Annotated in this window: 25 protein-coding genes; 16 read left to right on the forward strand and 9 right to left on the reverse strand. The window is 69.2% G+C overall.

Annotated features, from left to right (window positions below):
• Positions 1 to 19 precede the first annotated feature (19 nt).
• Complete coding sequence (locus tag OG558_RS13890) at positions 20 to 697, reverse strand: Crp/Fnr family transcriptional regulator (protein WP_328525327.1); 678 nt, start codon at positions 695 to 697, stop codon at positions 20 to 22.
• A 133-nt stretch (positions 698 to 830) separates the two neighbouring features.
• Here OG558_RS13890 and nth point away from each other — a divergent pair, with 133 nt between their 5' ends.
• The 6 genes from nth to OG558_RS13920 are packed head-to-tail and all read left to right on the forward strand — an operon-like array spanning position 831 to position 5,305.
• Positions 831 to 1,595 carry an endonuclease III gene (nth, locus tag OG558_RS13895; protein WP_405070610.1) on the forward strand — a complete coding sequence of 255 codons (765 nt, stop codon included), beginning with the start codon at positions 831 to 833 and terminating at the stop codon, positions 1,593 to 1,595.
• Positions 1,592 to 2,179, forward strand: coding sequence for a TlpA family protein disulfide reductase (locus OG558_RS13900; protein WP_405070611.1), 588 nt, complete (start codon positions 1,592 to 1,594; stop codon positions 2,177 to 2,179). The genes nth and OG558_RS13900 overlap by 4 nt, the downstream gene beginning before the upstream one ends.
• Positions 2,176 to 2,946 carry an NUDIX hydrolase gene (locus OG558_RS13905; protein WP_405070612.1) on the forward strand — a complete coding sequence of 257 codons (771 nt, stop codon included), beginning with the start codon at positions 2,176 to 2,178 and terminating at the stop codon, positions 2,944 to 2,946. Before OG558_RS13900 ends, OG558_RS13905 begins: the two co-directional genes overlap by 4 nt.
• Positions 2,943 to 4,115: a MarP family serine protease gene (locus OG558_RS13910; RefSeq protein WP_329483641.1), complete on the forward strand. Its 1,173-nt coding sequence runs from the start codon at positions 2,943 to 2,945 to the stop codon at positions 4,113 to 4,115. Before OG558_RS13905 ends, OG558_RS13910 begins: the two co-directional genes overlap by 4 nt.
• Before the next feature lie 46 nt (positions 4,116 to 4,161).
• Positions 4,162 to 4,671 (forward strand): SigE family RNA polymerase sigma factor, encoded by a 510-nt coding sequence (locus tag OG558_RS13915; RefSeq protein ID WP_405070613.1) that lies wholly within the window; start codon positions 4,162 to 4,164, stop codon positions 4,669 to 4,671.
• A 1-nt stretch (position 4,672) separates the two neighbouring features.
• Positions 4,673 to 5,305: a hypothetical protein gene (locus OG558_RS13920; RefSeq protein ID WP_405070614.1), complete on the forward strand. Its 633-nt coding sequence runs from the start codon at positions 4,673 to 4,675 to the stop codon at positions 5,303 to 5,305.
• Between the two features lie 3 nt (positions 5,306 to 5,308).
• On the opposite strand, the gene OG558_RS13925 is transcribed toward OG558_RS13920, so the two are convergent.
• The 3 genes from OG558_RS13925 to nhaA all read right to left on the reverse strand — a co-directional run bounded on the left by OG558_RS13925 (position 5,309) and on the right by nhaA (position 7,943).
• Complete coding sequence (locus OG558_RS13925) at positions 5,309 to 6,214, reverse strand: alpha/beta fold hydrolase (RefSeq protein ID WP_405072161.1); 906 nt, start codon at positions 6,212 to 6,214, stop codon at positions 5,309 to 5,311.
• Complete coding sequence (locus OG558_RS13930) at positions 6,211 to 6,654, reverse strand: phage holin family protein (protein ID WP_405070615.1); 444 nt, start codon at positions 6,652 to 6,654, stop codon at positions 6,211 to 6,213. The genes OG558_RS13925 and OG558_RS13930 overlap by 4 nt, the downstream gene beginning before the upstream one ends.
• A gap of 74 nt (positions 6,655 to 6,728) precedes the next feature.
• Positions 6,729 to 7,943 carry a Na+/H+ antiporter NhaA gene (gene nhaA / locus OG558_RS13935; protein ID WP_405070616.1) on the reverse strand — a complete coding sequence of 405 codons (1,215 nt, stop codon included), beginning with the start codon at positions 7,941 to 7,943 and terminating at the stop codon, positions 6,729 to 6,731.
• 307 nt (positions 7,944 to 8,250) lie between these two features.
• Here nhaA and OG558_RS13940 point away from each other — a divergent pair, with 307 nt between their 5' ends.
• Positions 8,251 to 8,697: a CBS domain-containing protein gene (locus OG558_RS13940; RefSeq protein ID WP_405070617.1), complete on the forward strand. Its 447-nt coding sequence runs from the start codon at positions 8,251 to 8,253 to the stop codon at positions 8,695 to 8,697.
• A gap of 19 nt (positions 8,698 to 8,716) precedes the next feature.
• The gene (locus tag OG558_RS13945; protein ID WP_405070618.1) at positions 8,717 to 10,006 is read left to right on the forward strand and encodes an SLC13 family permease; all 1,290 of its coding nucleotides are present in this window, start codon (positions 8,717 to 8,719) and stop codon (positions 10,004 to 10,006) included.
• On the opposite strand, the gene OG558_RS13950 is transcribed toward OG558_RS13945, so the two are convergent.
• On the reverse strand, positions 9,988 to 10,659 hold the full coding sequence (locus OG558_RS13950) for a haloacid dehalogenase type II (RefSeq protein ID WP_405070619.1): 672 nt from the start codon (positions 10,657 to 10,659) through the stop codon (positions 9,988 to 9,990). The genes OG558_RS13945 and OG558_RS13950 overlap by 19 nt on opposite strands.
• Positions 10,660 to 10,779: 120 nt before the next feature.
• Positions 10,780 to 11,727, reverse strand: a complete 948-nt coding sequence (locus OG558_RS13955; protein WP_405070620.1) for a glutathione S-transferase family protein — start codon at positions 11,725 to 11,727, stop codon at positions 10,780 to 10,782.
• 209 nt (positions 11,728 to 11,936) lie between these two features.
• Between OG558_RS13955 and OG558_RS13960 the strand changes: the two genes are divergently transcribed.
• Entirely contained in the window at positions 11,937 to 12,695 is a 759-nt protein-coding gene (locus OG558_RS13960) for a GntR family transcriptional regulator (protein ID WP_329483650.1), read from the forward strand.
• A gap of 6 nt (positions 12,696 to 12,701) precedes the next feature.
• Here OG558_RS13960 and OG558_RS13965 read toward each other — a convergent pair whose 3' ends face one another.
• Positions 12,702 to 13,376 carry a sugar isomerase domain-containing protein gene (locus OG558_RS13965; protein ID WP_405070621.1) on the reverse strand — a complete coding sequence of 225 codons (675 nt, stop codon included), beginning with the start codon at positions 13,374 to 13,376 and terminating at the stop codon, positions 12,702 to 12,704.
• A gap of 45 nt (positions 13,377 to 13,421) precedes the next feature.
• Positions 13,422 to 14,024: an NAD(P)-dependent oxidoreductase gene (locus tag OG558_RS13970; protein ID WP_405070622.1), complete on the reverse strand. Its 603-nt coding sequence runs from the start codon at positions 14,022 to 14,024 to the stop codon at positions 13,422 to 13,424.
• A gap of 73 nt (positions 14,025 to 14,097) precedes the next feature.
• Here OG558_RS13970 and OG558_RS13975 point away from each other — a divergent pair, with 73 nt between their 5' ends.
• The 7 genes from OG558_RS13975 to OG558_RS14005 all read left to right on the forward strand — a co-directional run bounded on the left by OG558_RS13975 (position 14,098) and on the right by OG558_RS14005 (position 20,578).
• On the forward strand, positions 14,098 to 14,451 hold the full coding sequence (locus OG558_RS13975) for a winged helix-turn-helix transcriptional regulator (RefSeq protein ID WP_405070623.1): 354 nt from the start codon (positions 14,098 to 14,100) through the stop codon (positions 14,449 to 14,451).
• A 9-nt stretch (positions 14,452 to 14,460) separates the two neighbouring features.
• Complete coding sequence (locus OG558_RS13980) at positions 14,461 to 14,916, forward strand: MarR family winged helix-turn-helix transcriptional regulator (protein ID WP_405070624.1); 456 nt, start codon at positions 14,461 to 14,463, stop codon at positions 14,914 to 14,916.
• A 426-nt stretch (positions 14,917 to 15,342) separates the two neighbouring features.
• Positions 15,343 to 17,277, forward strand: a complete 1,935-nt coding sequence (gene acs / locus OG558_RS13985; RefSeq protein WP_405072162.1) for an acetate--CoA ligase — start codon at positions 15,343 to 15,345, stop codon at positions 17,275 to 17,277.
• Positions 17,278 to 17,398: 121 nt separating this feature from the next.
• Positions 17,399 to 17,983: a helix-turn-helix domain-containing protein gene (locus tag OG558_RS13990; protein ID WP_405070625.1), complete on the forward strand. Its 585-nt coding sequence runs from the start codon at positions 17,399 to 17,401 to the stop codon at positions 17,981 to 17,983.
• The gene (locus OG558_RS13995) at positions 17,980 to 19,353 is read left to right on the forward strand and encodes an MFS transporter (protein ID WP_405070626.1); all 1,374 of its coding nucleotides are present in this window, start codon (positions 17,980 to 17,982) and stop codon (positions 19,351 to 19,353) included. Before OG558_RS13990 ends, OG558_RS13995 begins: the two co-directional genes overlap by 4 nt.
• 69 nt (positions 19,354 to 19,422) lie before the next feature.
• On the forward strand, positions 19,423 to 19,863 hold the full coding sequence (locus tag OG558_RS14000; RefSeq protein WP_405070627.1) for a hypothetical protein: 441 nt from the start codon (positions 19,423 to 19,425) through the stop codon (positions 19,861 to 19,863).
• Between the two features lie 271 nt (positions 19,864 to 20,134).
• A complete protein-coding gene (locus OG558_RS14005) occupies positions 20,135 to 20,578 on the forward strand; it encodes a MarR family transcriptional regulator (RefSeq protein WP_329483658.1) in 444 nt (147 codons plus the stop codon).
• Here the strand turns inward: OG558_RS14005 and OG558_RS14010 are convergent.
• Positions 20,575 to 21,489 (reverse strand): superoxide dismutase, encoded by a 915-nt coding sequence (locus OG558_RS14010; RefSeq protein ID WP_405070628.1) that lies wholly within the window; start codon positions 21,487 to 21,489, stop codon positions 20,575 to 20,577. The two genes, OG558_RS14005 and OG558_RS14010, sit on opposite strands and share 4 nt — an antisense overlap.
• Between the last annotated feature and the right edge of the window lie 24 nt (positions 21,490 to 21,513).

The raw sequence follows: 21,513 nt of genomic DNA on the forward strand, positions 1-21,513 counted from the left end.
GGGTCGACGGGGTGGGCTGTTAGCGGGCGCGGCGTTGGAGGCGGTCTACGTCGAGGAGGACCACGGAGCGGGGCTCGAGGCGGACCCAGCCGCGGGAGGCGAAGTCGGCCAGGGCCTTGTTGACGGTCTCGCGGGAGGCGCCGACCAGCTGGGCCAGCTCCTCCTGGGTCAGGTCGTGATGGACGTGTACGCCGTCGTCGGCAGTGCGGCCGAAGCGGCTGGCCAGGTCGAGCAGGGCCTTGGCGACCCGGCCCGGTACGTCGGAGAAGACCAGGTCGGCCACGACGTCGGAGACCTTGCGCAGCCGGGAGGCCAGCTGGAGCAGCAGGCCACGGGCCACCGCGGGGCGGCCGTCCAGCCAGCGGAGCAGCTCGTCGTGGGTCAGCGACATGATCGAGGCGTCGGTGACGGCGGTGACGGTCGCGGACCGCGGTCCCGGGTCGAACAGCGACAGCTCACCGAACATCTGGCCCGGGCCGAGCACGGCGATCAGGTTCTCCCGGCCGTCCGCGGAGGTGCGGCCGAGCTTGACCTTGCCCTCGACCACGATGAACAGCCGGTCACCGGAATCGCCCTCGTGGAACAGCACCTGACCGCGGCGCAGCCGGCTCTCGGTCATCGATGCGGCCAGGGCGTCGGCCGCCTCGTCGTCGAGCTGACTGAACAGCGGTGCCTGTCGGAGCACTGCGGCATCCACTTTGGGCCTCCTAGGACCTTCGACCACGGCTGCGAACGGGGGATCGACCCCGCCCGGCACCGGGTCGTTCACACCCGGTTGCCCCAAAACCGTAGCCCCTCCGGTGTCGGGACCGCCACGTAGGCTTGCCTCCATGCCATCTCAGCGTGTCGCGGAGCCCCTCGCGGTGGTGCCGCTGAAGCTCCCCCGCAAGGCGCCGGTCTATACCGACGAGACCCCCACCCAGCTGGTCCGCCGGGCCCGGAAGATGCACAAGGTGCTCACCGAGGCGTATCCGGACGCTCACTGCGAGCTGGACTTCACCAGCCCGCTCGAGTTGCTGGTGGCCACCATCCTGTCGGCCCAGACCACCGACGTCACGGTGAACAAGGTGACCCCGACCCTCTTCGCCAGGTACCCGACCGCGCAGGCGTACGCCGAGGCCGACCGGGAGGAGATGGAGGCGATCCTCAAGCCGACCGGATTCTTCCGGGCCAAGACCAACAGCGTGATCAAGCTCGGCCAGGCCCTGGTCGACGAGTACGACGGCATCGTGCCGAACAAGCTGGACGAGCTGGTCAAGCTCCCCGGCACCGGCCGCAAGACCGCGAACGTCGTCCTCGGCAACGCCTTCGGCATCCCGGGCATCACGGTCGACACGCACTTCGGCCGGCTGGTCCGGCGGTTCGGCTGGACGACCGAGGAGGACCCGGTCAAGGTCGAGCACATCATCGGCGCCCTGTTCCCGAAGAAGGACTGGACGATGCTGTCGCACCGGCTGATCTTCCACGGCCGCCGCCGCTGCCACGCCAAGAAGCCGGCCTGCGGCGCCTGCCCGGTCGCCCAGTGGTGCCCGTCGTACGGCACCGGCCCGACCGACCCCGTCGCGGCGGCGAAGCTGGTGAAGGTCCCCGCGTGAACTTCCGTACGACGCTGTGCGCGATCGGCTGGCTCGTCGCCGGACTGGTCCTGGCGTCGTGTGGATCCGAACAGCCCGCCGCGACCCCGTCGGCCACCACTCCGACTGCGGTGGCCGGCGCGGACAAGCTCGCTCCCTGCCCGGCGACGCCGTCCAAGCCGCCGGTCGGCGACGGGATGCCGGACGTCAGCCTGCCGTGCCTGGGCGGCGGACCGGACATCCGGCTCGCCGACCTGCGTGGTCCGCTGGTGGTGAACGTGTGGGCGCAGTGGTGCGGTCCCTGTCGCGACGAAGCGCCGTACCTGGCGAAGCTGGCCAAGTCGGGCAAGGTGCGGATGCTGGGGATCGACTACGCCGACCCGCGACCCGAGCTCGCGGTGCGGTTCGCGACCGACGAAGGACTCGCCTACCCACACCTGGTCGACCAGGACAAGGCGATCCAGTCACCGTTGAAGGTCGGCGGTCCGCCATTGACGGCGTTCGTGAACCAGGACGGCGTCGTCGTCTTCGTACACCGCGGCGTCCTCACCTCGCAGCAACAACTCGACCAACTGGTGAAGGACAAGCTAGGGGTCACACCATGACGTTCGAAGGTGTGGAGATCCCCGAGTGGCTCGAGACGTTGGCGAAGGCGTCGGAGGCGGTTGATCCGAACGAGTTGTCGAGGTTCCTGCCGCCGGACGATCCGTCGGTGCGGAAGTCCGCCGTGCTGATTTTGCTTGCTGATGGCAACGATGGGCCGGAGGTGCTGCTGACCGAGCGGGCCTGGACGTTGCGCAAGCACGCCGGCCAGATGGCGTTCCCCGGCGGTGGTGTCGATCCGGAGGACGGCACCGGCGACGAGGGACTGGTGCGGACCGCGTTGCGTGAGGCCGAGGAGGAGACCGGGCTCGATCCGGCCGGCGTCGTACCGTTCGCGGTCTGGCCGGCGTTGTGGGTGCCGGTCAGCAACTTCGGCGTGTCGCCGGTGCTGGCCTGGTGGCGGGAGCCGTCGCCGGTCGCGGTGGTCGACCCGGCCGAGGTCGCCTCGGTGCACACCGTGCCGCTGCGCGCGCTGGCCGACCCGGCGAACCGGATCAGCTGCCTGCACCCGTCCGGCTTCACCGGGCCGGCCTTCACCATCGGCGACCTCTACATCTGGGGCTTCACCGCCGGGCTGCTGGACAAATTGCTCCTGCTCGGCGGGTGGGCGCGCGACTGGGACCCCTCGCTCGTCGTACCGTTGCCCGACCGACTGGTCGAGGCGGCCTGGCGGAGCGAGGGGCGACGGCCGGAGGACGTGCGGCGGCTGACCGCCATCGAGCACGACCTCGGCCGGTCGACAGGTGAAGAGCCGGAAGGTGCGGAGTGAGCAAGCTCGACTGGGCGTTGGTGATCGTGACCGCGCTGGTGGCGATCTCGGGATACATCGAGGGGTTCGTGCTGGGCGCCTGCGCCACCCTCGGCCTGCTCGCCGGTGCCGCCATCGGGGTCTGGGGCGTGCCGCGGGTGCTCGACAACTTCTCGCCGAGCGTGTCGGTGTCGTTCGCCGCGCTGGTACTGGTGGTGCTGCTGGCCTCGATCGGCCGGACGCTCGGCGCCGTCCTCGGGTCCAGACTGCGGAACAGGATGTCCTGGCGGCCGGTGAAGTTCCTCGACGCGCTCGGCGGCGCCGCGCTGGCGGCGGTGTCGGTGCTGATCGTGTCCTGGGTGCTCGGCGTCGCGGTCAGCGGGGCGCGGATCCCCAGCGTGACGTCGGCGGTGCGTGGCTCGCAGGTGCTGGCGAAGGTCGACGAGCTGCTGCCGAGCAGCGCCGACCGGGCCCTGCAGTCGTTCAACGACGTGGTCAACACCGATCTGTTCCCGCGCTTCCTCGATCCGTTCGTGCCCGAGCGGATCCGCGAGACGCAACCGCCGGACGCCGCGATCGCCCGGCAGAAGCCGGTCCGGGACGCGTACAGCCGGATTGCGAAGGTGACCGGGGTCGCCAGTTGCTCGCGCGGCCTCGAGGGCAGTGGATTCGTCTACGCGCCGCAGCGGGTGATGACGAACGCGCACGTCGTCGCCGGGGTGAGCTCGCCGCAGGTCCAGGTGAACAACAAGAAGTACGACGCGACCGTTGTCCTCTTCGATCCCGAGACCGACATCGCCGTACTGTACGTGCCCAAGCTGACCGAGACGCCGTTGGACTTCGACTTCACCGGCAAGGCCGACGACCCGGCTGTGGTCCTCGGCTACCCGGAGAACGGTCCGTTCGACTCCGAGCCCGCCCGGATCCGATCCGAGGAACGTCTCCGCGGCCCGGACATCTACGGCGACCGCACGGTCACCCGGGAGGCGTACTCGATCTGGGCCTCGGTCCGTCCCGGCAACTCCGGCGGACCGCTGCTGTCGAACAAGGGCACCGTGTACGGCGTGGTCTTCGCCGCCTCGGTCGAGGACAACCGCACCGGCTACGTCCTCACCGCCGACCAGGTCTCCGACGACGCCAAGGACGGCTCCACCGCCACCCAGGAGGTTTCCACCCAAAGCTGCACCTAGGTCGTGCAGCAGATCGGCGCCGCCGCCGCGTTGGAGAGGTGTGACGGTGACGACGGATGGGGTGAGACGGGCGTTGTCGTTCGACGAACTGGTGACGTCGAGCGAGCGGCGACTGCTCCGGCTCGGCCTGATGCTGACCGGCGGTGTGCACAGCTCGGAGGACCTGGTCCAGACGGTGTTCGCCCGCGCGCACCGGAAGTGGGACCGGATCAGCGCGGTGGAAAGCCCTGAGGCGTACCTGCGCACGATGGTGGTCAACGAGTTCCTCAGCTGGCGCCGCTTGCTGAAGAGCCGGGAGGTCCCGCTCGCCGAGCCGATCGACCGGCCGTCCGAGGAGGACATCGGTTCCCGGCAGGCCCAGCGCGACGCCGCGTGGCGTCTGCTCGCCGGGCTGCCGCGCCAGCAGCGCGCGGTCCTGGTGCTCCGGTACTACGAAGACCTGCCGGACGACGAGATCGCCGAGGTGCTCGGCGTCGCACCCGGAACCGTCAGGTCGAACGCCGCCCGCGGGCTGGCGGCCCTGCGCACCCACCTGCCCGCCGAGGAGGAGCACTGACATGGCCAAGCTGACCGACGACGATATCGAACAGCTGCTCCGTGAAACCTTTGCGGAGAAGGAGAATCTGGTCGACGAGTTGCCTCTGGCAACCAAGCGCCGAAACCCCGGGCCGGTGCTGCTCGCGGCCGCCGCGGTCCTCGTCGTACTGGCCGGAGTCTTGTACGGCGTCGATCGCGCCGGCGACCCGGATGCGGTGTCACCCGCCGGCCAGGTGAGTACGACGGTGCGGTCCGAGGGCGACGACGCCATGATCTGGGCTGCTGCCATCGAATCGATGCTTCGGCAGGTGACGCCGGGGCAGGGCTGGAAGACGGTGTTCGTGTTGGACGAGTCGAAAGCCGGAAAAGGCCCTGCCTTCTCCGACCCGCAGAGGAGGCTGATGGCGGCGATTGTTCGCAAGACCGCCCCGATCGCGTTCCACGAGGATCTGTCACCGGCGCCTCCGACGTGCCGCGACCGTCGGGTCGGGGTGACCCTGGTCAGCGAGATAGCCGACGAGGCCGACCACGCCGAGGTCGACGTGAGCCTCTTTCACGACTGCAACCACTGGACGTGGGCGAAGTATCGCATCGAGAAGCACAAGACCTGGGTCGTCACGGCGACCTTGGACCAACGGACGCAGACCTGGTAGGTCTCACTCCAGACTGGCCAGCCAGTTGACCAGCATGCTGTTGAACAGGTCCGGGGTCTCTTCGTGGGGGAAGTGACCGGCGGTGGCGAGCAGTTCGTGGCGGAGGGAGGCCGTGGCCAGGCGAGGAGGGGTGGTCGCGGTGGGGGACACCGCGGAGTCCTGGGCGCCGTGGAGCTGCAGCACGGGCACGTCGATCGGCGTACGCATCCTGGCCGAGTACTTGCGGCCGTCAGGACGTAGCCGGGAGCGGGCGAACCAGCGGTGGTACTCGAGCGCGCAGTGCGGGGCCGGCCAGACCTGCAGTGCCGCGCGGTAGCGGCGGGACGCCTCCGCGTCCGGGAACGTGCCTCCGGGCGCGGACCAGGCGCGGAGGAGTCCCTCGATGTGGATGCCGTCCTGAGCCAGCAGCCGGCGCTCCGGGAGGATCGGCAGCTGGAACCAGGCAGTGCGGGTCAGCGCCTTCGTCAGACCGGAGCGGGCCAGCACGAGCGGGTGTGGCGCGGAGACAGCCGCCAGTCCGCGGACCTGTCGCGGTGCGAGTACGGCGGCCGACCAGGCGATGAACCCACCCCAGCCATGGCCGATCACGACGGCATCCGTGGCGCCGAGGGATCGAATCACGCCCGAGACGTCAGCAGCGGCGGTGTAGGGGTCGTAACCGCGAGGCGTCTTGTCGCTGGCGCCGTACCCGCGCAGGTCCATGGCCACGGCGCGGTAGCCGGCCTCGGCGACCACTGGCAGCTGGTGCCGCCAGGCCCACCAGAACTCGGGGAACCCGTGCAGGAAGAGGACGAGCGGGTCGTCCGCGGCGCCGCACTCCGCGACGTGGAACCGTGCCCCGTTGGCCGCGACCAGCGAGTGCGACCAAGGCCCGTCGACCAGCAGGTCGACGACACCCGCCGGGCTCAGCGCGGTACGCCCGGCTCGGGCCGGGACTCGAGCGCGGGCTCCTGGTCGCCCTTGCCGATCGCCTTGAGCGCCTCGACCGACTCCTTCGAGCTCTCTATCGCGCGCTGCGGTCCCTTCGCGCCGGCCAACGTCCGCCGCCCGATAAGCACCAGCACCACCGCGATCAGCAGGTAGACCCCGGCAACGATCAGGAACGCGATGGCTGGGTCCAGCCCGGCCGCGGTGAGTCCGAACGCCGCGGCGATCGACAGCAGGATGATCACCAGCACGAGCAGGAAGGCCGCCGCCGCGAACATGCCGACGCCGGTCCCGGCCTTCACGGCGGTCTTCTTGAGCTCGGTCTTCGCCAGTTCGATCTCGCCGCGGACCAGGCCCGACAGGTCCTTGCTGGCGTTCGCGACGAGCTGGCCGATCGTGGGCTCATCCCCGTTCTGCCCCATCGACATGGCACTCCTTCCACACGTCCGTCCCCTGACACTACCGCCGCGACTCCCCAACCCCGTGTACCCCAGGCTCAGTCGGCGTACATCCGGTTGCGCCGGGCGAGCAGGATGGCGGCGATCAGTGCCGCCAGCACCGACGCGATCAGTACGGCGGCCTTCGCGCGCTCGACCTGGGCGACATCGGCGCCGAACGCGAGCTGCGCGATCAGCAGCGCGACCGTGAACCCGATCCCGGCCAGCACCGACACCGCGGCGACATCCCGCCAGGCCAGGTCGGAGTTCAGCTCGGCCCGGGTGAAGCGCGCGGTCAGCCACGACCCGCCGAACACCCCGATCGACTTGCCCAACAGCAGACCCGCGACCACGCCGATCGCGACCGGGTCGGTCAGCAGCTGCCGCACGGCGCTGCCGCTCAGCGTCACCCCGGCCGCGAACAGCGCGAACAGCGGTACGGCGATGCCCGCGACCCACGGCCGGAGCCGGTGCTCGATCCGCTCGGCCGGTGCGTGCTCCTCACCCGGATCCGGCACCACCCGCGTGACCAGCCCGAGCGCCACCCCGGCGATCGTCGCGTGGATCCCCGACTCGTGCATGAACCACCAGGCGCCGATGGCGATCGGAATGTACAGGAACGGCGTCCTGACGCGGCGGTGCTGCAGCAGGTACCAGAGCGCGATCAGGGCGATCGAGGCGAGCAGCGGGAGCAGGTGGAAGCCGTGCGAGAAGAACACCGCGATCACCAGGATCGCGCCGAAGTCGTCGACCACCGCCAGCGTCAGCAGGAACGCCCGCAGCGCGCTCGGCAACGACGACCCGACGATCGCCAGCACGGCCAGGGCGAACGCGATATCCGTTGCCGTCGGCACCGCCCAGCCGCTCGGCCGGCCGTGGCTGGCGGTCAGGTTCACCGCCAGGTAGATGATTGCCGGGAGCACCATTCCGGCGAGGGCCGCGACCACCGGCACCACCGCTTCGCTCAGCTTCGACAGCGTGCCGACCACCAGCTCCCGCTTCAGCTCGACACCGGCCAGGTAGAAGAACAGTGTCAGAGCTCCGTCAGAAGTCCAGCCCTCGACAGTCAGCGGTCCGAGCTGGGTTTCGAGCAGGTGGTGGTAGCTGTCCTGCCAGGGTGAGTTGGCCCAGACCAGCGCGACCACCGCAGCGGCCAGGAGTAGCAGTCCACCCGTGGTCTCAGCACGGAGTGTGTCGGCCAGGAAGGCTCGTTCGTGCCCGAGAATTCGCGGGAACGCGCGCTTCTTCTGCCGGATCCGCCGAGTCTGGCTCATGCTCGAAGCCCTTTGTTCGGGGTCGTTTCGGACACTGCCGACCAGGCTTCCCGGCACACCGTGTGATCAGGTCGCCGCGTCCGCCGGACGGCGATTCCGACAGGGCGATTCTAACTGTTGGTGTTTGCCTGCGCTGCCCGCTTGCGGCAGGGTTGGGGGCGGTGCGCCGGGAAGTCTGGTCGGCATGCTCGTGCCCACGCCGGGGTGCGAGCCGGTCGCCGTTGCCCGGGAGGTCTTGTGCGCACCGTCTGTCAGAGCCGCGTGAGAGGGATCATCCGGCGGCCGCATCCCGGCGTACGCTGCAGATGTGCACGGAGAGCAACTGGCCGAAGAGTTCCCGGTGGTGAGCCTGGACGACGACGCCCGGCAGGCGGTCGAGCTGCTGGCGTCACATCGGCTGCCCGGGCTGATCGTGACACAGGCCGACGGCAGCCCGTGCTGCGTTCTGCCGGCCTCGCAGGTGGTCCGCTTCTTGGTTCCCCGCTACGTCCAGGACGACCCGTCGCTGGCCCGGGTGATCGACGAGTCCCTCGCGGATCGGATCGCCGACAAGCTCACCGGGCTGACGGTCCGCAAGCTGCTGCCGGACGAGCCCCGCGAGATCGCGGTGGTCAACCACGACGACACGATCCTCGAGATCGCCGCCATCATGGCCCGGCTGCGCAGCCCACTGGTGGTCGTGGTCCGCGACCGTCACATCCTCGGAGCGATCACCGCGTCCCGCCTGCTCGAGCAGGCGATCACTCCGCACTGACCGACAGCGCGATGACCGCATGACGGTCGTCGCGGTTTCGGTGTTCGTGATCGCCTATGTGCTGATCGCGACCGAGCGGGTCCACAAACTGCTGGCCGCACTCGGTGGTGCCGGCGTGCTGCTCGCGCTCAGGGTGACGGACTCCGATCATGCGTTCTACTCGCCTGACACCGGGGTCGACTGGAATGTCATCTTCCTGCTGTTCGGGATGATGGTGATCGTCGGTGTGCTCCGCCGTACCGGTGTCTTCGAGTACGTCGCGATCTGGGCGGCCAAGCGGGCCAAGGGATCGCCGCTGCGGGTGATGATCCTGCTGACGCTGATCACCGCGACCGCGTCGGCGTTCCTGGACAACGTGACTACAGTGCTGCTGGTTGTTCCGGTGACGCTGCTGGTCTGCGACCGGCTCGGCATCGACCCGATCCCGTTCCTGATCGCCCAGGTGATGGCCTCGAACATCGGCGGTGCGGCCACGCTGATCGGCGACCCGCCGAACATCATCATCGCGAGCCGGTCCGGCCTGACCTTCAACGACTTCCTGATCAACATGACCCCGCTGGTCGTGATCGTGCTGATCGTGTTCTGCCTGGTGCTGCCGCGGCTGTTCAAAGGGTCGTTCGAGGTCGATCCCGAGCGCGTGAACGACGTGATGCGGCTGAACGAGCGCGAGGCGATCGAGGACCGGACCCTGCTGATCAAGTGCGGTGCCGTCCTGCTGCTCGTCTTCGTCGGCTTCGTCGGGCAGTCGTTCCTGCACATCGAGCCGTCGATCGTGGCGCTGCTCGGGGCGGGCGTCCTGGTGCTGATCTCGAAGGTCCCGACGCGGGACTACATGTCGAGCGTCGAGTGGCAGACACTGCTGTTCTTCGCCGGCCTGTTCGTCATGGTAGGCGCCCTGGTCAAGACCGGTGTGATCACGGACCTGGCCGACCGGGTCGGCTCGGCGACCGAGGGACACGTCCTGCTCACCGTGATGCTGATCCTGGTCGTCTCCGCGGTGCTGTCCGGCATCGTCGACAACATCCCGTACGTGGCCACCATGAGTCCGGTCGTTCTGGAGCTCACGAAAGGCATCGCGGACCCCGCTCAGGCACACGCACTCTGGTGGGCGCTCGCGATCGGAGCCGACTTCGGCGGCAACGCGACGGCTGTCGGCGCGAGCGCCAACGTGGTGGTGATCGGCCTCGCGCTGCGGGCCGGGTCACCGATCAGCTTCTGGGCCTTCACCCGAAAGGGGCTGGTGATGACCGCGATCACGATCGCCATTGCCGTGCCGTACCTCTGGCTGCGCTACTTCGCCTTCGCCTGAAGCGAGTCCGCGAGCGCCAGGAAGTCCTCGGCCACGATGTCCGGTGTCAGGAAGGCCTTCGGGTACGGCGTACTCCGCCGGTCGATGTAGATCCCCTGCAGACCGGCCCGCTGGGCGCCGTCGATGTCCCACGGATGGACCGCGGCCAGCGCCATCCGCCCCACGGGCACGCCGCACACGTCAGCGGCGTACCGGTAGGCGTCCGGGTGGGGCTTCCAGCGTTGGGGTGCGGCGACGTCGAGTCGGTGTTCGAGCAACGGCATGATCCCGCCCTCGGTGAAGACACGCTCGGACATCGCCGCCGATCCGTTGGTCAAGGTGATGATCCGTACGCCGGACTCGTGCAGCCGGCGGAGTCCCGGCTCGACGTCCGGGTGCAGCGTAAGACGCGTGAAGCCGGACAGTACGCCGTTGATCGTCTCCTCGGTGGGGTCGATCCCAGCGGCGGCCAACTGGCTCGCCAGGACGTCACCGCCGACCACGCGGAAGTCGGCGTACGCCCCGGCCGCGGTCAGCGCGAACCCGTCCCGCAGGGTCGCCGCGAACCACGTGTCCAGACTGTGCGCGGGCAGGCCGGCCGCGACGAATCCGTCCCGCAGCGACTCGAGGTCGGTCAGCGTCTCGTTGACGTCGAGGACCAGCACGTCGATCATCGCGACTCCCGCCATCTTGGATCAGTCCCTCAACGATAAGACCATCGGCCTGGAGGAGGCCTTCGTCAGTGCGCCGAAGGTTGCCGAGAGCAAGTACCTACGGGCAGGCCCGCCCTCTGATCAGGTGGTCCAGACGCGCGGGTCCGGGCCCTTGGGGACGATGCCGGTGGGGTTGATCGTGTCGTGGGTGACGTAGTAGTGGCGCTTGATCTGGTCGAAGTCGACCGTCTCGCCGAAGGACGGGAGTTGGAAGAGGCGGCGGGCGTAGGCCCACAGGTGGGGGAACTCGGTCAGCTTCTGGCGGTTGCACTTGAAATGGCCGTGGTAGACCGCGTCGAAGCGGACCAGGGTGGTGAAGAGGCGGACGTCGACCTCGCGGAGCGTGTCCCCGAGCAGGTACGCGCGGTCTGCCAGCCGCTCCTCGAGGACGTCGAGCCGCGCGAACAGAGCGTCGTACGCCGCCTCGTACGCCTCCTGGCTGGTCGCGAAGCCGCACCGGTAGACGCCGTTGTTCACGTCCCGGTAGATGTCCTCGATCAACTCGTCCATCTCGGCGCGGTCCGGTGGGATCAACTGGGGTGCGCCCTCGCGGTGGAAGTCGGTCCACTCGGTCGAGAAGTCGAGCGTGATCTGCGGGTAGTCGTTGGTGACCACTTCGCCGGTGCGGGTGTCGATGATCGCGGGCACCGTCACGCGGCCGTCGTACGACGGGTCCGTCCGCAGGTAGGCCTCGGACAGGAACTCGATGCCGAGCACCGGGTCGCGGCCGTCCGGGTCCAGGGTGAACCGCCAGCCGCGCTCGTCCCGGATCGGGTCGACGATCGCCAGGCTGATCGCGTCCTCCAGGCCGAGCAGACGCCGGACGATCACCGACCGGTGCGCCCACGGGCAGGCCAGGCTCACCACCAGCCGGTACCGACCGGGCTCGACCGGCCAGCGGCCCTGATCGTCCGGGCCCTGGCCGGGCGCGGATCGGGAATCGCGGGTGATCCGGCCAGTGAATCGATTGCCCTGCCGCTTCCACTCGCCGGTGGATGAGCTCTCCTGTGCGAACTGTGCCGCGGTCATGATGACGAAACTACCCGGTCCGAAATTCCTGCAACCTGTGGATGGCTCACTGGCCGTGAAGTGGTAGCAGCCGTTACAGTCAGGCTGACAAGGTCGTTCGGGACAGCGATGTCAAGGCGGCCGAGGCACTCGAATGATCAGGAGCACGACCGCGGCTCGCGACCCCCGGCAACCGGTTTGCCGGGCAGATTCCCAGGGATACTGACCTCATGGCCCGCCCAAGGAACAACCCCGGCGACCTCGCCGAACTCCCCACGGAGCTTCGGACCGATCGGCCGAAGGGTGACCAGATCCGCGAGATTCTGGAGAACCTCACCCGATCCCTCGCCGTCGGTACCGTGCTGCCCTCCGAGCGCGTCCTGGCGGAGCGCTTCGGTGTGGCCCGGATGACCGTGCGCCAGGAGGTGGACCGAGTGGTGGCCGAGGGCCTGGCCGCCCGGCGCCCCGGTGGCGGCACCTTCGTCGCCGAGCCGCGGCCGTCCCGGATGCTCGCGTCGTCGTTCAGCCAGGACATGATCAACCGCGGTATCAAGCCCGGCGCCAAGGTGCTGGAGCACCGGGTCGGCTCGGCCGACGAGGACCTGGCCCGCGAGCTGGAGGAGCCGGTCGGCACCCCCGTGCTGCACCTGGTCCGGCTACGCACCGCCGACGGCGAGCCGATGGCGATCGAGCGCACCGCGCTGTCCCTGCACCGCTACCCCGGCCTCGAAGACATCGACTTCGGCGAGAACTCGCTGTACGGCGAACTGTCGTCCCGCTGGGGCGTCACCCTCGGCATGGTCTCGGCGTCGATCGTCGCCGCCCCGCCCGAGCCCGGCGACGCCGCCCTCCTCGAGATCGACTCCACCACCCCCTGCCTGATCATCACCTCAGCGCCCCGCACCGCCTCCGACGAGGTCATCGAGTTCGGCCGCTCCACCTACCGCTCCGACCGCTACGACATCACCGTCGCCTACCGCGCGACCTGACCCGGCCTATACGTTCAGGCTGCGTAGGACATTTGGGGTTTGGCCGGACTCGGCGAGGCGGGTGACGATCTCGACCGTGAGGGCCTGGACGAGCATGGCGCCGACCATGGTTGAGGTGGCTCCGGTGCGTTCGGGGCTGCCGTCGACCTCGATCAGGGCGTCGCCGGGGACGCCGCAGTTGTCGATCACCACGTCCGCGGTCTCGAACAGCCGCTGACCACCCGGGGCCCGCGACGTCGTCGCCGTACTGTGGGCCATCGACGTCAGCACGATCACCTGCGCACCCCGTTTGCGGGCCCCGAGCGCGAACTCCACGGGTACGGCGTTCCGCCCCGAGTTCGACGCGATCAGTACGACGTCACCCGAGGCGATCTCGTTGATCTCCAGGAGTACGTCGGCCAGCCCGGGCAACCGCTCGAGCAGCGAACTCTTCTGCAACCCCTCGTGCAGCATCAGCCCGGGTTCGAGCACCGCCCGGACGTCGGCCAGCCCGCCGGCCCGCCCGTACAACTCCTCGGCGAGCACGTGACTGTGCCCGGTCCCGAACACCCAGAACCGCTTCCCGGTGGTCAGCGCCTCGACCACCAACCCGGCCGCGACCCGAATCGGCCCGACCTGCGTCTCCGCAGCCCGCTGCGCGATCTCCAACGCCTTCTGCAAGTACCCCTCGGCCCCAGCCATGCCGCTGAACCTACCGCCCCGCCGCCCCGCCCGCGAGAACCCCGTCTAGACCACTACGCCGAGAGCCGCGCGATGATGGGCAGGCTGGTCCACCTCGTCCACGAGCGCGATAGCGAGATCGGCGTACGAGATCAGCCCGGCAGCGTCGCCTGGTACGACGCGGTAGCCGCCGGAGCGCGTCGGGTCGGCATGGTCGAAGTCGCCGGCCGGTGCCACCGAGACCCAGTCGAGTGTCGACGCCGCGAAGGTCTCCAGCGCCGTGCGGTGCGCGAGGTAGAACGACCGGTACTCCTGCGGGTAGCCGCGGGTGTCCATCAGCAGGGTGCCGTCGGCAGTGGGGAGGACCGACGCGAGGCCGACCCAGATCAGACGGTCGACCTGAGCCTTCTCCAGAGCGTCGACGAGCGCTCGGGACGCCCGAGGGAAGAACACGGCCGGGTCCGTGCCGCCGTCGTACACGGCCGCGATCACGGCGTCGTGGTCCACCGCGAGCTCGGCGATCCGCTCCGCATCAGTCACGTCACCACCCACCAGTCCGTCTCCCGCCGTACGCGCGACAGCCGTCACCTCGTGACCTCGCCGGCGCCCCTCCTCCACAGCTGCCCGCCCGGCTCGGCCACGAGCCCCGATGACAAGAATCTTGCTCACTGCAACCTCCTCGATCCGCTGATGCCGCGACCGTAAAGGGCGGGCCGGTTACCGGTTGGATACCGTGAATGCCATGGAGGCGTTGCGGACGGACATGTTCGAGGAGATCTGCCCGTCGTCCCTGCTGCCGTTCCGGATCGGCGGGGACAAGTGGGCCGGGCTGGTGATCCGCTGCCTGGAGGACGGGCCGCGGCGGTTCTCCGAGCTGCGGGTGCCGTTGGCGCGGGTCAGTCCCAAGGTGCTCACCCAGTCGCTGCGCGCGCTCGAGCGGGACGGTTTCGTCCACCGGACCGAGCACACCACACCGGTACGGCGGGTGACGTACGAGCTGACCGAGCTCGGCCGGAGTCTGCTCGAGCCGATGCGGGTGGTCTGCGAGTGGACGGCCGAGCACTGGGACGAACTGCTCGACGCGCGGGATTCGTAGGGTCAGCCAATGGTTAGACTGCGCGGCGTGGACGAGCAGACGCCGAGTGTGTTGACGCAGTTGCCGAGCTGGTTGCTGACGCAGAGCGCGACGCACGCGCAGCGGATCGTCGGCGAGGCGTTCGCCGCGGGTGGTGCGCGGGGCTATCACTTCCGGCTGCTCGCGACGCTGGTCGAGTTCGGATCGGCCAGTCAGGCGGCGCTCGGCCGGCGCAGCTGCATCGACCGCAGCGACGTGGTTGCCGCTCTCAACGAACTCGAGGCGGACGGGTACGTCGAACGCTCACCGGACCCGGACGACGGGCGCTGCAACATCATCACGATCACCCCGTCGGGCCGCCGGCAGTACAGGCGCCTGACCACCCTGGCCACGAGGGCCCAGGACGAGATCTTCGCCGCGCTCTCACCGGCGGACCGCGGCCGCCTGACAACTCTCCTCGGCCGCCTCCTCGCCCAGCACCAGTAGCTACCAGACCGGGAGCTGAGCGCGAGCAGCCTTCTGGGTACGGCGAACGCGGTGCTCGCGGGCGTGGACCCGGCGGCGGGCGGCGCGGGAGATCTTCCGGGGCCCCGCGGCGGAAGCAGTCGGCTCGGGCATCTGGGGTTTCGGCTGCGTCGCGTTCACGACCACTCCGATGCACGGGCCGTCCGAACGGTTCCGTCGTACGCCGGAATCTCCGGCCGCCCGGCCTGGAATTGGTCCTGTTCGGCGCAGATCGGGGGCTGCTCGGCGATACACCGGTTCCGCCTCGGCTCCGGCGTTGGTAGAAAGGTGGCGGGCGCGCCAGCGCGCCGAAGCCAGCGAGGAGGAGTCGTCGACGTGACGAATGCAGAGTCACCCCAGTCCGGAGCCGCCCAGGCAGGGGGCCAGTCCGAGGCACTGTCGAACCTGATGCACGAGGAGCGCAGGTTCGAGCCGCCGGCCGAGCTCGCCGCGCACGCGAACCTCAAGGCCGACGCCTACGACCGCGCCGCCGCCGACTTCGAGGGGTTCTGGGCCGAGCAGGCCAAGCGGCTGACCTGGGCCACCGAGCCGACCGAGACGCTGGACTGGAGCAACCCGCCGTTCGCGAAGTGGTACGCCGACGGCAAGCTGAACGCGGCGTACAACTGCGTCGACCGGCACGTGGAGAACGGCCTCGGCGACAAGGTCGCGTACTACTTCGAGGGCGAGCCCGGCGACACCCGGGAGATCACCTATGCCCAGCTCAAGGACGAGGTCAGCCAGGCCGCCAACGCGCTGCTCGAGCTGAACGTCAGGCCCGGCGACATCGTCGCCATCTACATGCCGATGATCCCCGAGACCGTGGTCGCGATGCTCGCCTGCGCCCGGATCGGTGCCCCGCACACGGTCATCTTCGGCGGCTTCTCCGCGGACGCACTGAAGGGCCGCATCCAGGACTGCGACGCCCGCGTGGTGATCACTTCCGACGGCGGCTACCGCCGTGGCGCCGCAGCAGCGCTGAAGCCCGCGGTGGACGCCGCGCTGGTGGACTGCCCCGATGTGCGCAACGTGCTCGTAGTACGCCGTACCGGCCAGGACACCGCGATGGTGGACGGCCGCGACCTGTGGTGGGACGACTTCGTCGCGAAGCAGTCGCCCGAGCACACGCCGGAGGCCTTCGACGCCGAGCACCCGCTGTACGTGATGTACACGTCCGGCAGCACCGGCAAGCCGAAGGGCATCCTGCACACAACCGGCGGCTACCTGGTCGGTACGTCGTACACCCAGTGGGGCGTGTTCGACCTCAAGCCGGACACCGACGTGTACTGGACCGCGGCCGACATCGGCTGGGTCACCGGCCACAGCTACATCGTGTACGGCGCCCTCGCGAACGCGACCACGTCCGTGCTCTACGAAGGCACCCCGGACACCCCGCACCAGGGCCGCTGGTGGGAGATCGTGCAGAAGTACAAGGTCTCGATCCTGTACTGCGCGCCGACCGCGATCCGGACCTTCATGAAGTGGGGCAAGGACATCCCGGAGAAGTTCGACCTGTCGAGTCTGCGGGTGATCGGGTCGGTCGGCGAGCCGATCAACCCGGAGGCCTACATCTGGTACCGCGAGAACATCGGCGGGAACAAGGCGCCGGTGGTCGACACCTGGTGGCAGACCGAGACCGGCATGCACATGATCTCGCCGTTGCCGGGCGTGACCGCGGGTAAGCCGGGTGCCGCGATGAAGGCGATCCCGGGTGTCAGCGTGGACGTCGTCGACGACGCGGGCAAGTCGGTGCCGGACGGTTCCGGCGGTTACCTGGTCATCACCAAGCCGTGGCCGGCCATGCTGCGCACGCTGTGGGGCGACGACCAGCGGTTCGTCGAGACCTACTGGTCCCGCTGGCCGGGGATGTACTTCGCCGGTGACGGTGCGAAGAAGGACGAGGACGGCGACCTGTGGCTGCTCGGCCGGGTCGACGACGTGATGAACGTGTCCGGCCACCGGCTGTCCACCACGGAGATCGAGTCCGCGCTGGTCTCACACCCGAAGGTCGCCGAGGCCGCGGTCGTCGGCGCTTCCGACCCGACCACCGGCCAGGCGATCGCCGCCTTCGTGATTCTGAGGTCCGAGGCCGGTGACGGTGGTCCCGACGTCGTCCAGGAACTCCGCAACCACGTCGCCAAGGAGATCGGCCCGATCGCGAAGCCTCGCCAGATCATGGTCGTCGCCGAGCTGCCGAAGACCCGCTCCGGCAAGATCATGCGCCGCCTCCTCCGCGACATCGCCGAGAAACGCGAGGTCGGCGACGTCACCACCCTCGCCGACTCCACCGTGATGGACCTGATCAAGTCCAACCTCGAGTCCGGCAAGGCTGACGAGGACTAGGCCCGCCGCGTCGTACTCCGAAGGCCCCCGGAACGCCGCTCCGGGGGCCTTCTGCGTGCCGGGTTCAAGAAACTGCACGCATACCTTTGCAAAAGGATCTTTGCAAAGATATGTTGTGGATATGGCATCCTCCGCGATCACGCCGTCCGCCGCCGGGCTCCGGGCGCTGTCCCACCCGACCCGGCTGAAGATGCTGATGCTGCTCCGGCTCGAGGGGCCGGCGACGGCGACTCAGCTCGCACAGCAGCTCAAGCTCAACACCGGCGCCGCGTCGTACCACCTTCGTCAGCTGGCCGAGCACGGGTTCATCGCCGAGGACACCGAGCGCGGCGACGCGCGTGACCGCTGGTGGAAGGCGGCCCACGAGAGCACCCGCGCCAATCTCGATGCGCGCGCCGGCGAGGAGGAAGCCGAGAGTGCCGAGGCCTACCTGCACACCGTCGCGCTGATGTACACCGAGACGCTGATGCAGCACGCCGAGGAGCGGCGCTACCTCCCGGCGCCGTGGCAAGCGGCCAGCACCACCAGTGACTGGCATCTGCGACTCACCCCGAAGCGTGCTGAGCAATTGGTCGAAGCCCTGGCGAAGCTGATCGACGACTGGCGCGAGGACGGCGAGGAAGCGGCCGGCACCGGTTCGTTCGTGGTCAACCTCAACGCCTTCCCGCGCCCCGGCACCGTGGTCCTGGAGGGAGAGGACTCATGAGCGTCAGCAGCCGGCGCGTCCCGCTCTACGGCTGGCTGACCGCCCAGGCGATCTCCCTGCTCGGCACGCGGGTCTCGATGATCGCCATCCCGTGGCTCGTGCTCACGACAACCGGTTCCCCGACACGGACCGGACTCGTCGCCTTCGCTGAGATCACCCCGATGGTGCTGCTGAAGGCGTTCGGCGGGCCGCTGGTCGACCGGGTCGGACCGCGCCGGATGGCGATCAACGCCGACGTGCTCTCCTTCCTCGCGGTCGGGATGATCCCGCTGCTGCACCACACCGGTGCGCTCACCTTCCCGATCCTGCTCGGCCTGGTCGCGGTCGCGGGTGCGCTCCGCGGTCCAGGCGACGCAGCCGGCACGGCCCTCATCCCGGCCCTCGTCGAGCGCGCCGGCGTGCCGTACGAGCGGGCGACCGGGCTCTCGTCGGCCATCGAGCGCGGTGCAACGATGATCGGCGCCGCGATCGCCGGTGGTCTGGTGGTCGCGGTCGGCGCGGCGAACGCCGTCGCCGTCGACGCTGTCTCGTTCGCGGTCTGCGCCGTCGTTCTCGTCCTCGCCACCCGCGGCCTGGTCGACGGCAGTCCCGACCGGCATGAAGTGGTCGAAACAGTCGCCCCCGAGCCCACCTCGTACGTCGCCCCCGAGCCCACCTCGTCCGTCGCTCCCGAGTCCGCGTCGTCCGTAGCCGAGCCCGCGGTCGCGTCGTCCGTCGCTGAGCGCACGTCGTATGCGATGGAGTTGCGCGCCGGCTGGCGGTTCCTGCGCGGTGACGCCGTACTGACGAGCCTGTGCGTGATGGTCGCCGTGACCAACCTGCTCGACCTGGCCTGGTCGTCGGTCCTGCTCCCGGTCTGGGCGCGTGACTCCGGCGCCGGAGCCGGTGCCGTCGGCCTGGTCTTCTCGGTCTGGGGAGGAGCGTCGATGCTCGGCTCGGTCGTGGCGGCGGCGTACGGCGCGCGGCTACCCCGGTTCGCGACGTATCTGGTCGCCTTCCTGATCACCGGATTGCCGCGCTTCGTCCTGTTCGCGCTCGGCGTCCCACTGTGGGCGATCCTGGCGATGTGTGCGATCGGCGGACTGTCCTCGGGCTTCCTCAACCCGGTGCTCGGCGCCGTCCAGTTCGAACGGATCCCGCGCGAGATGGTCGGCCGGGTGACGTCGCTGACCAGCGCCCTGTCCTGGTCGCTGATGCCTTTGGGGGGCGTGCTCGGTGGCATCCTGGTCAGTGGTATCGGGCTCTCGCCCGCACAGTTGACGATCGGGCTTGCGTACTTCGCCGCGACCATGGCGCCGGCGCTGATTCCGAGCTTCCGCGGGATGAACCGGCAGCAGCCCGCCGCCGAGCGCGAGGCGGTCACCGCCTGACGGCCGCTCCGGACACGCGCTGCGGTCGCCGCCTGACGGGTGGTCCGCGCACGGCCTAGGCTGCCGGGCATGACTGCCCTCGTCGCAATCATCCACGCGGGCCTGGCGGCGGCGTGGGTCGGTGGGATGGCCTATTCGCTGTTCGTCGTCCAGCCGAAGCTGAAGAGGTACTTCGGTCCCGATCAGGAGGGCCGCGAGACGCTGACCGCAGTGATTGCCTCAGGCAATCGTTGGAAGGTGGTCGGGCTGATCGCGGCGATCGCGCTCAGCGGTCTGGTCCTGCTGCTGATGCATCACGAGCACTGGTGGATCCACGCCGTCAAGGGCTTGTTGTTGCTCTGTGCAACCGGCATCTTCTGGTACGTCTCCTGGCGGCACTGGCCGCGCCGGGTGTTCGCGACCGCATCGGAAGTGCCCGCGCTCCAACGCCGGCTGATCGTTCTCGCGACCACGATGCTGGGGCTGACCGGACTCGCCTTCGCTCTCGGAGTGGTCGCCGTCCACCTCTGAGGTTCGTCACCGGATCCGCCCCTTGTGATCACACATCGTCAGAAATGCGTATGTCGAGGCCATCGCCGGCCAACTCCGCGGCCTGCGCTCCGATCACCACCCGGTCTTCGACCTCATCGACCGGGAGGCGGCCACCCAACTCGCTCGCTCAGCTGCCCCGGAAGCGCGCAGGCACTTGGAGCAAACGTTGTCCCTCGCGACGTGGCTGGATCTCTACAAGCCGGACATCCGCTGGAACCAGTCATAGGAGATCGCTCTCAGCTGTGCCAGGATGGCGCTTCCTTCGGAGGTGATCGCGATGGCGCAGGAGACCCTGCAACTGCTGGTGAGCATGCACCGGATCGTCAGGCACCTGCGCCGGAGCAGAACCACCACGGATCTGCACCCGACGCAGTTCCTGGCGCTGATGCTGATCGCCGACGAGCAACCGATCCGGATCGGCGAGATCGCCGCCCGGGTGCCGTGCTCACAGCCCACCGCAACGACCACGGTCGCGTCCCTCGAGGAGGCCGGGCTCGTTCGCCGCGAGCCCGACCCCGTCGACGGCCGGGCCACCGCGGTCGTCCTCACCGAGGCCGGCGTCGCCACGGTCGAAGCCTCCGGCCGCCAGGCCGCCGACGAGTTGGGCAAACTCCTCCACCGCCTCGACGAAGCCGACCAGGCCCTGATCCTCAACGCCGGCCAAGCCCTCTCCCGCCTCGCCGACGACCTCTAGTGAAGGCCGGGCACCACCGAGACCGTGTACGGCGGGGTGCCCGGGGCGACGTCGAGCTGGCTGTTGACCCACAGCAGCCGGCCGCGGTCGCGGGCGATCGTCGTCGGGGTGGCGCCGGCCGCTCCCGGGCTCGAGTCCGCGATCAGGGTCGCCTTGGTCAGGTCATGGTTCAGCAGTGCGAGCCTGGCGACGTACTTGCCGCCGCCCGCGTTGTAGACGGCGTACAGGTGGTGTCCTTCAAGCAGGTATCCGTCGCCGGAGAGGATGCCGTTGGGCACCTCGAGGACGCTGACCTGCTTGGTCAGCACGTCGATGCGATAGGTGACGTCCTGACCTTGCTCGCCGACCAGGAGGGTGCGGCCGTCGCTGACTATGCCGTTGATGAAGTACGGGATCGGCTGGATCTGGTCGCGGGTGAGCCAGGGCTTCAGCTCGCCCAGTCCGTGGCGGGTGAGGGGCGCGCGCCAGATCTGGTTGTTCGCGGAATCGGTGACGTAGACCGCGTCGCCCGTGATCGTGAAGTCGTTGAGGAACGAGCCCGGGGTAGCTTCGCGGACGACGAGCAGTTGGCCGCGAGCGTCGTACAGGAAGAGCTTCGACGTACTCGCGCCGGCGACGAGCACGCGGCCCCACCGGTCGACGTGGACGCCGGTCGCCGAGGTCCGGCCGTCAGCGCCCGCGGGCAGGAAGAGCTTCAAGCGTGGAGACGACGTGCTGCCGCGATAGACCGCCCCCGTCCCGACGCTGGTGACATACATGGTGCCGTCGCGCGTGACCTCGATCCCTTCGAGCGTCTCGCCTGGCGTGGTCGAGACGACGTACGTCGAGGGTCGCGTGTGACTGGCATGAGCCACCGCGGGTTGTCCGGACACCATCAGGACCAGGATCGAGAGAACCACCATCCGCTTCATCGCGACAGCGTGGGATGGGCCGGC

Origin of the sequence: Kribbella sp. NBC_01510 (assembly GCF_045040325.1) — a bacterium.
Classification (GTDB): Bacteria; Actinomycetota; Actinomycetes; order Propionibacteriales; family Kribbellaceae; genus Kribbella.

What these genes read in the sequence shown, in the direction of transcription:
- OG558_RS13975 (WP_405070623.1), top strand. Translation starts at nt 14,098, where the DNA reads ATGGAGGCGTTGCGGACGGACATGTTCGAGGAGATCTGCCCGTCGTCC.
- OG558_RS13930 (WP_405070615.1), bottom strand. Translation starts at nt 6,654, where the DNA reads ATGGGGCAGAACGGGGATGAGCCCACGATCGGCCAGCTCGTCGCGAAC.
- acs (WP_405072162.1), top strand. Translation starts at nt 15,343, where the DNA reads ATGCACGAGGAGCGCAGGTTCGAGCCGCCGGCCGAGCTCGCCGCGCAC.
- OG558_RS13950 (WP_405070619.1), bottom strand. Translation starts at nt 10,659, where the DNA reads ATGATCGACGTGCTGGTCCTCGACGTCAACGAGACGCTGACCGACCTC.
- nth (WP_405070610.1), top strand. Translation starts at nt 831, where the DNA reads ATGCCATCTCAGCGTGTCGCGGAGCCCCTCGCGGTGGTGCCGCTGAAG.
- OG558_RS13945 (WP_405070618.1), top strand. Translation starts at nt 8,717, where the DNA reads ATGACGGTCGTCGCGGTTTCGGTGTTCGTGATCGCCTATGTGCTGATC.
- nhaA (WP_405070616.1), bottom strand. Translation starts at nt 7,943, where the DNA reads ATGAGCCAGACTCGGCGGATCCGGCAGAAGAAGCGCGCGTTCCCGCGA.
- OG558_RS13965 (WP_405070621.1), bottom strand. Translation starts at nt 13,376, where the DNA reads ATGGCTGGGGCCGAGGGGTACTTGCAGAAGGCGTTGGAGATCGCGCAG.
- OG558_RS14005 (WP_329483658.1), top strand. Translation starts at nt 20,135, where the DNA reads ATGGCGCTTCCTTCGGAGGTGATCGCGATGGCGCAGGAGACCCTGCAA.
- OG558_RS13980 (WP_405070624.1), top strand. Translation starts at nt 14,461, where the DNA reads ATGGTTAGACTGCGCGGCGTGGACGAGCAGACGCCGAGTGTGTTGACG.
- OG558_RS13960 (WP_329483650.1), top strand. Translation starts at nt 11,937, where the DNA reads ATGGCCCGCCCAAGGAACAACCCCGGCGACCTCGCCGAACTCCCCACG.
- OG558_RS13955 (WP_405070620.1), bottom strand. Translation starts at nt 11,727, where the DNA reads ATGACCGCGGCACAGTTCGCACAGGAGAGCTCATCCACCGGCGAGTGG.
- OG558_RS13995 (WP_405070626.1), top strand. Translation starts at nt 17,980, where the DNA reads ATGAGCGTCAGCAGCCGGCGCGTCCCGCTCTACGGCTGGCTGACCGCC.
- OG558_RS13990 (WP_405070625.1), top strand. Translation starts at nt 17,399, where the DNA reads ATGGCATCCTCCGCGATCACGCCGTCCGCCGCCGGGCTCCGGGCGCTG.
- OG558_RS13905 (WP_405070612.1), top strand. Translation starts at nt 2,176, where the DNA reads ATGACGTTCGAAGGTGTGGAGATCCCCGAGTGGCTCGAGACGTTGGCG.
- OG558_RS13920 (WP_405070614.1), top strand. Translation starts at nt 4,673, where the DNA reads ATGGCCAAGCTGACCGACGACGATATCGAACAGCTGCTCCGTGAAACC.
- OG558_RS14000 (WP_405070627.1), top strand. Translation starts at nt 19,423, where the DNA reads ATGACTGCCCTCGTCGCAATCATCCACGCGGGCCTGGCGGCGGCGTGG.
- OG558_RS14010 (WP_405070628.1), bottom strand. Translation starts at nt 21,489, where the DNA reads ATGAAGCGGATGGTGGTTCTCTCGATCCTGGTCCTGATGGTGTCCGGA.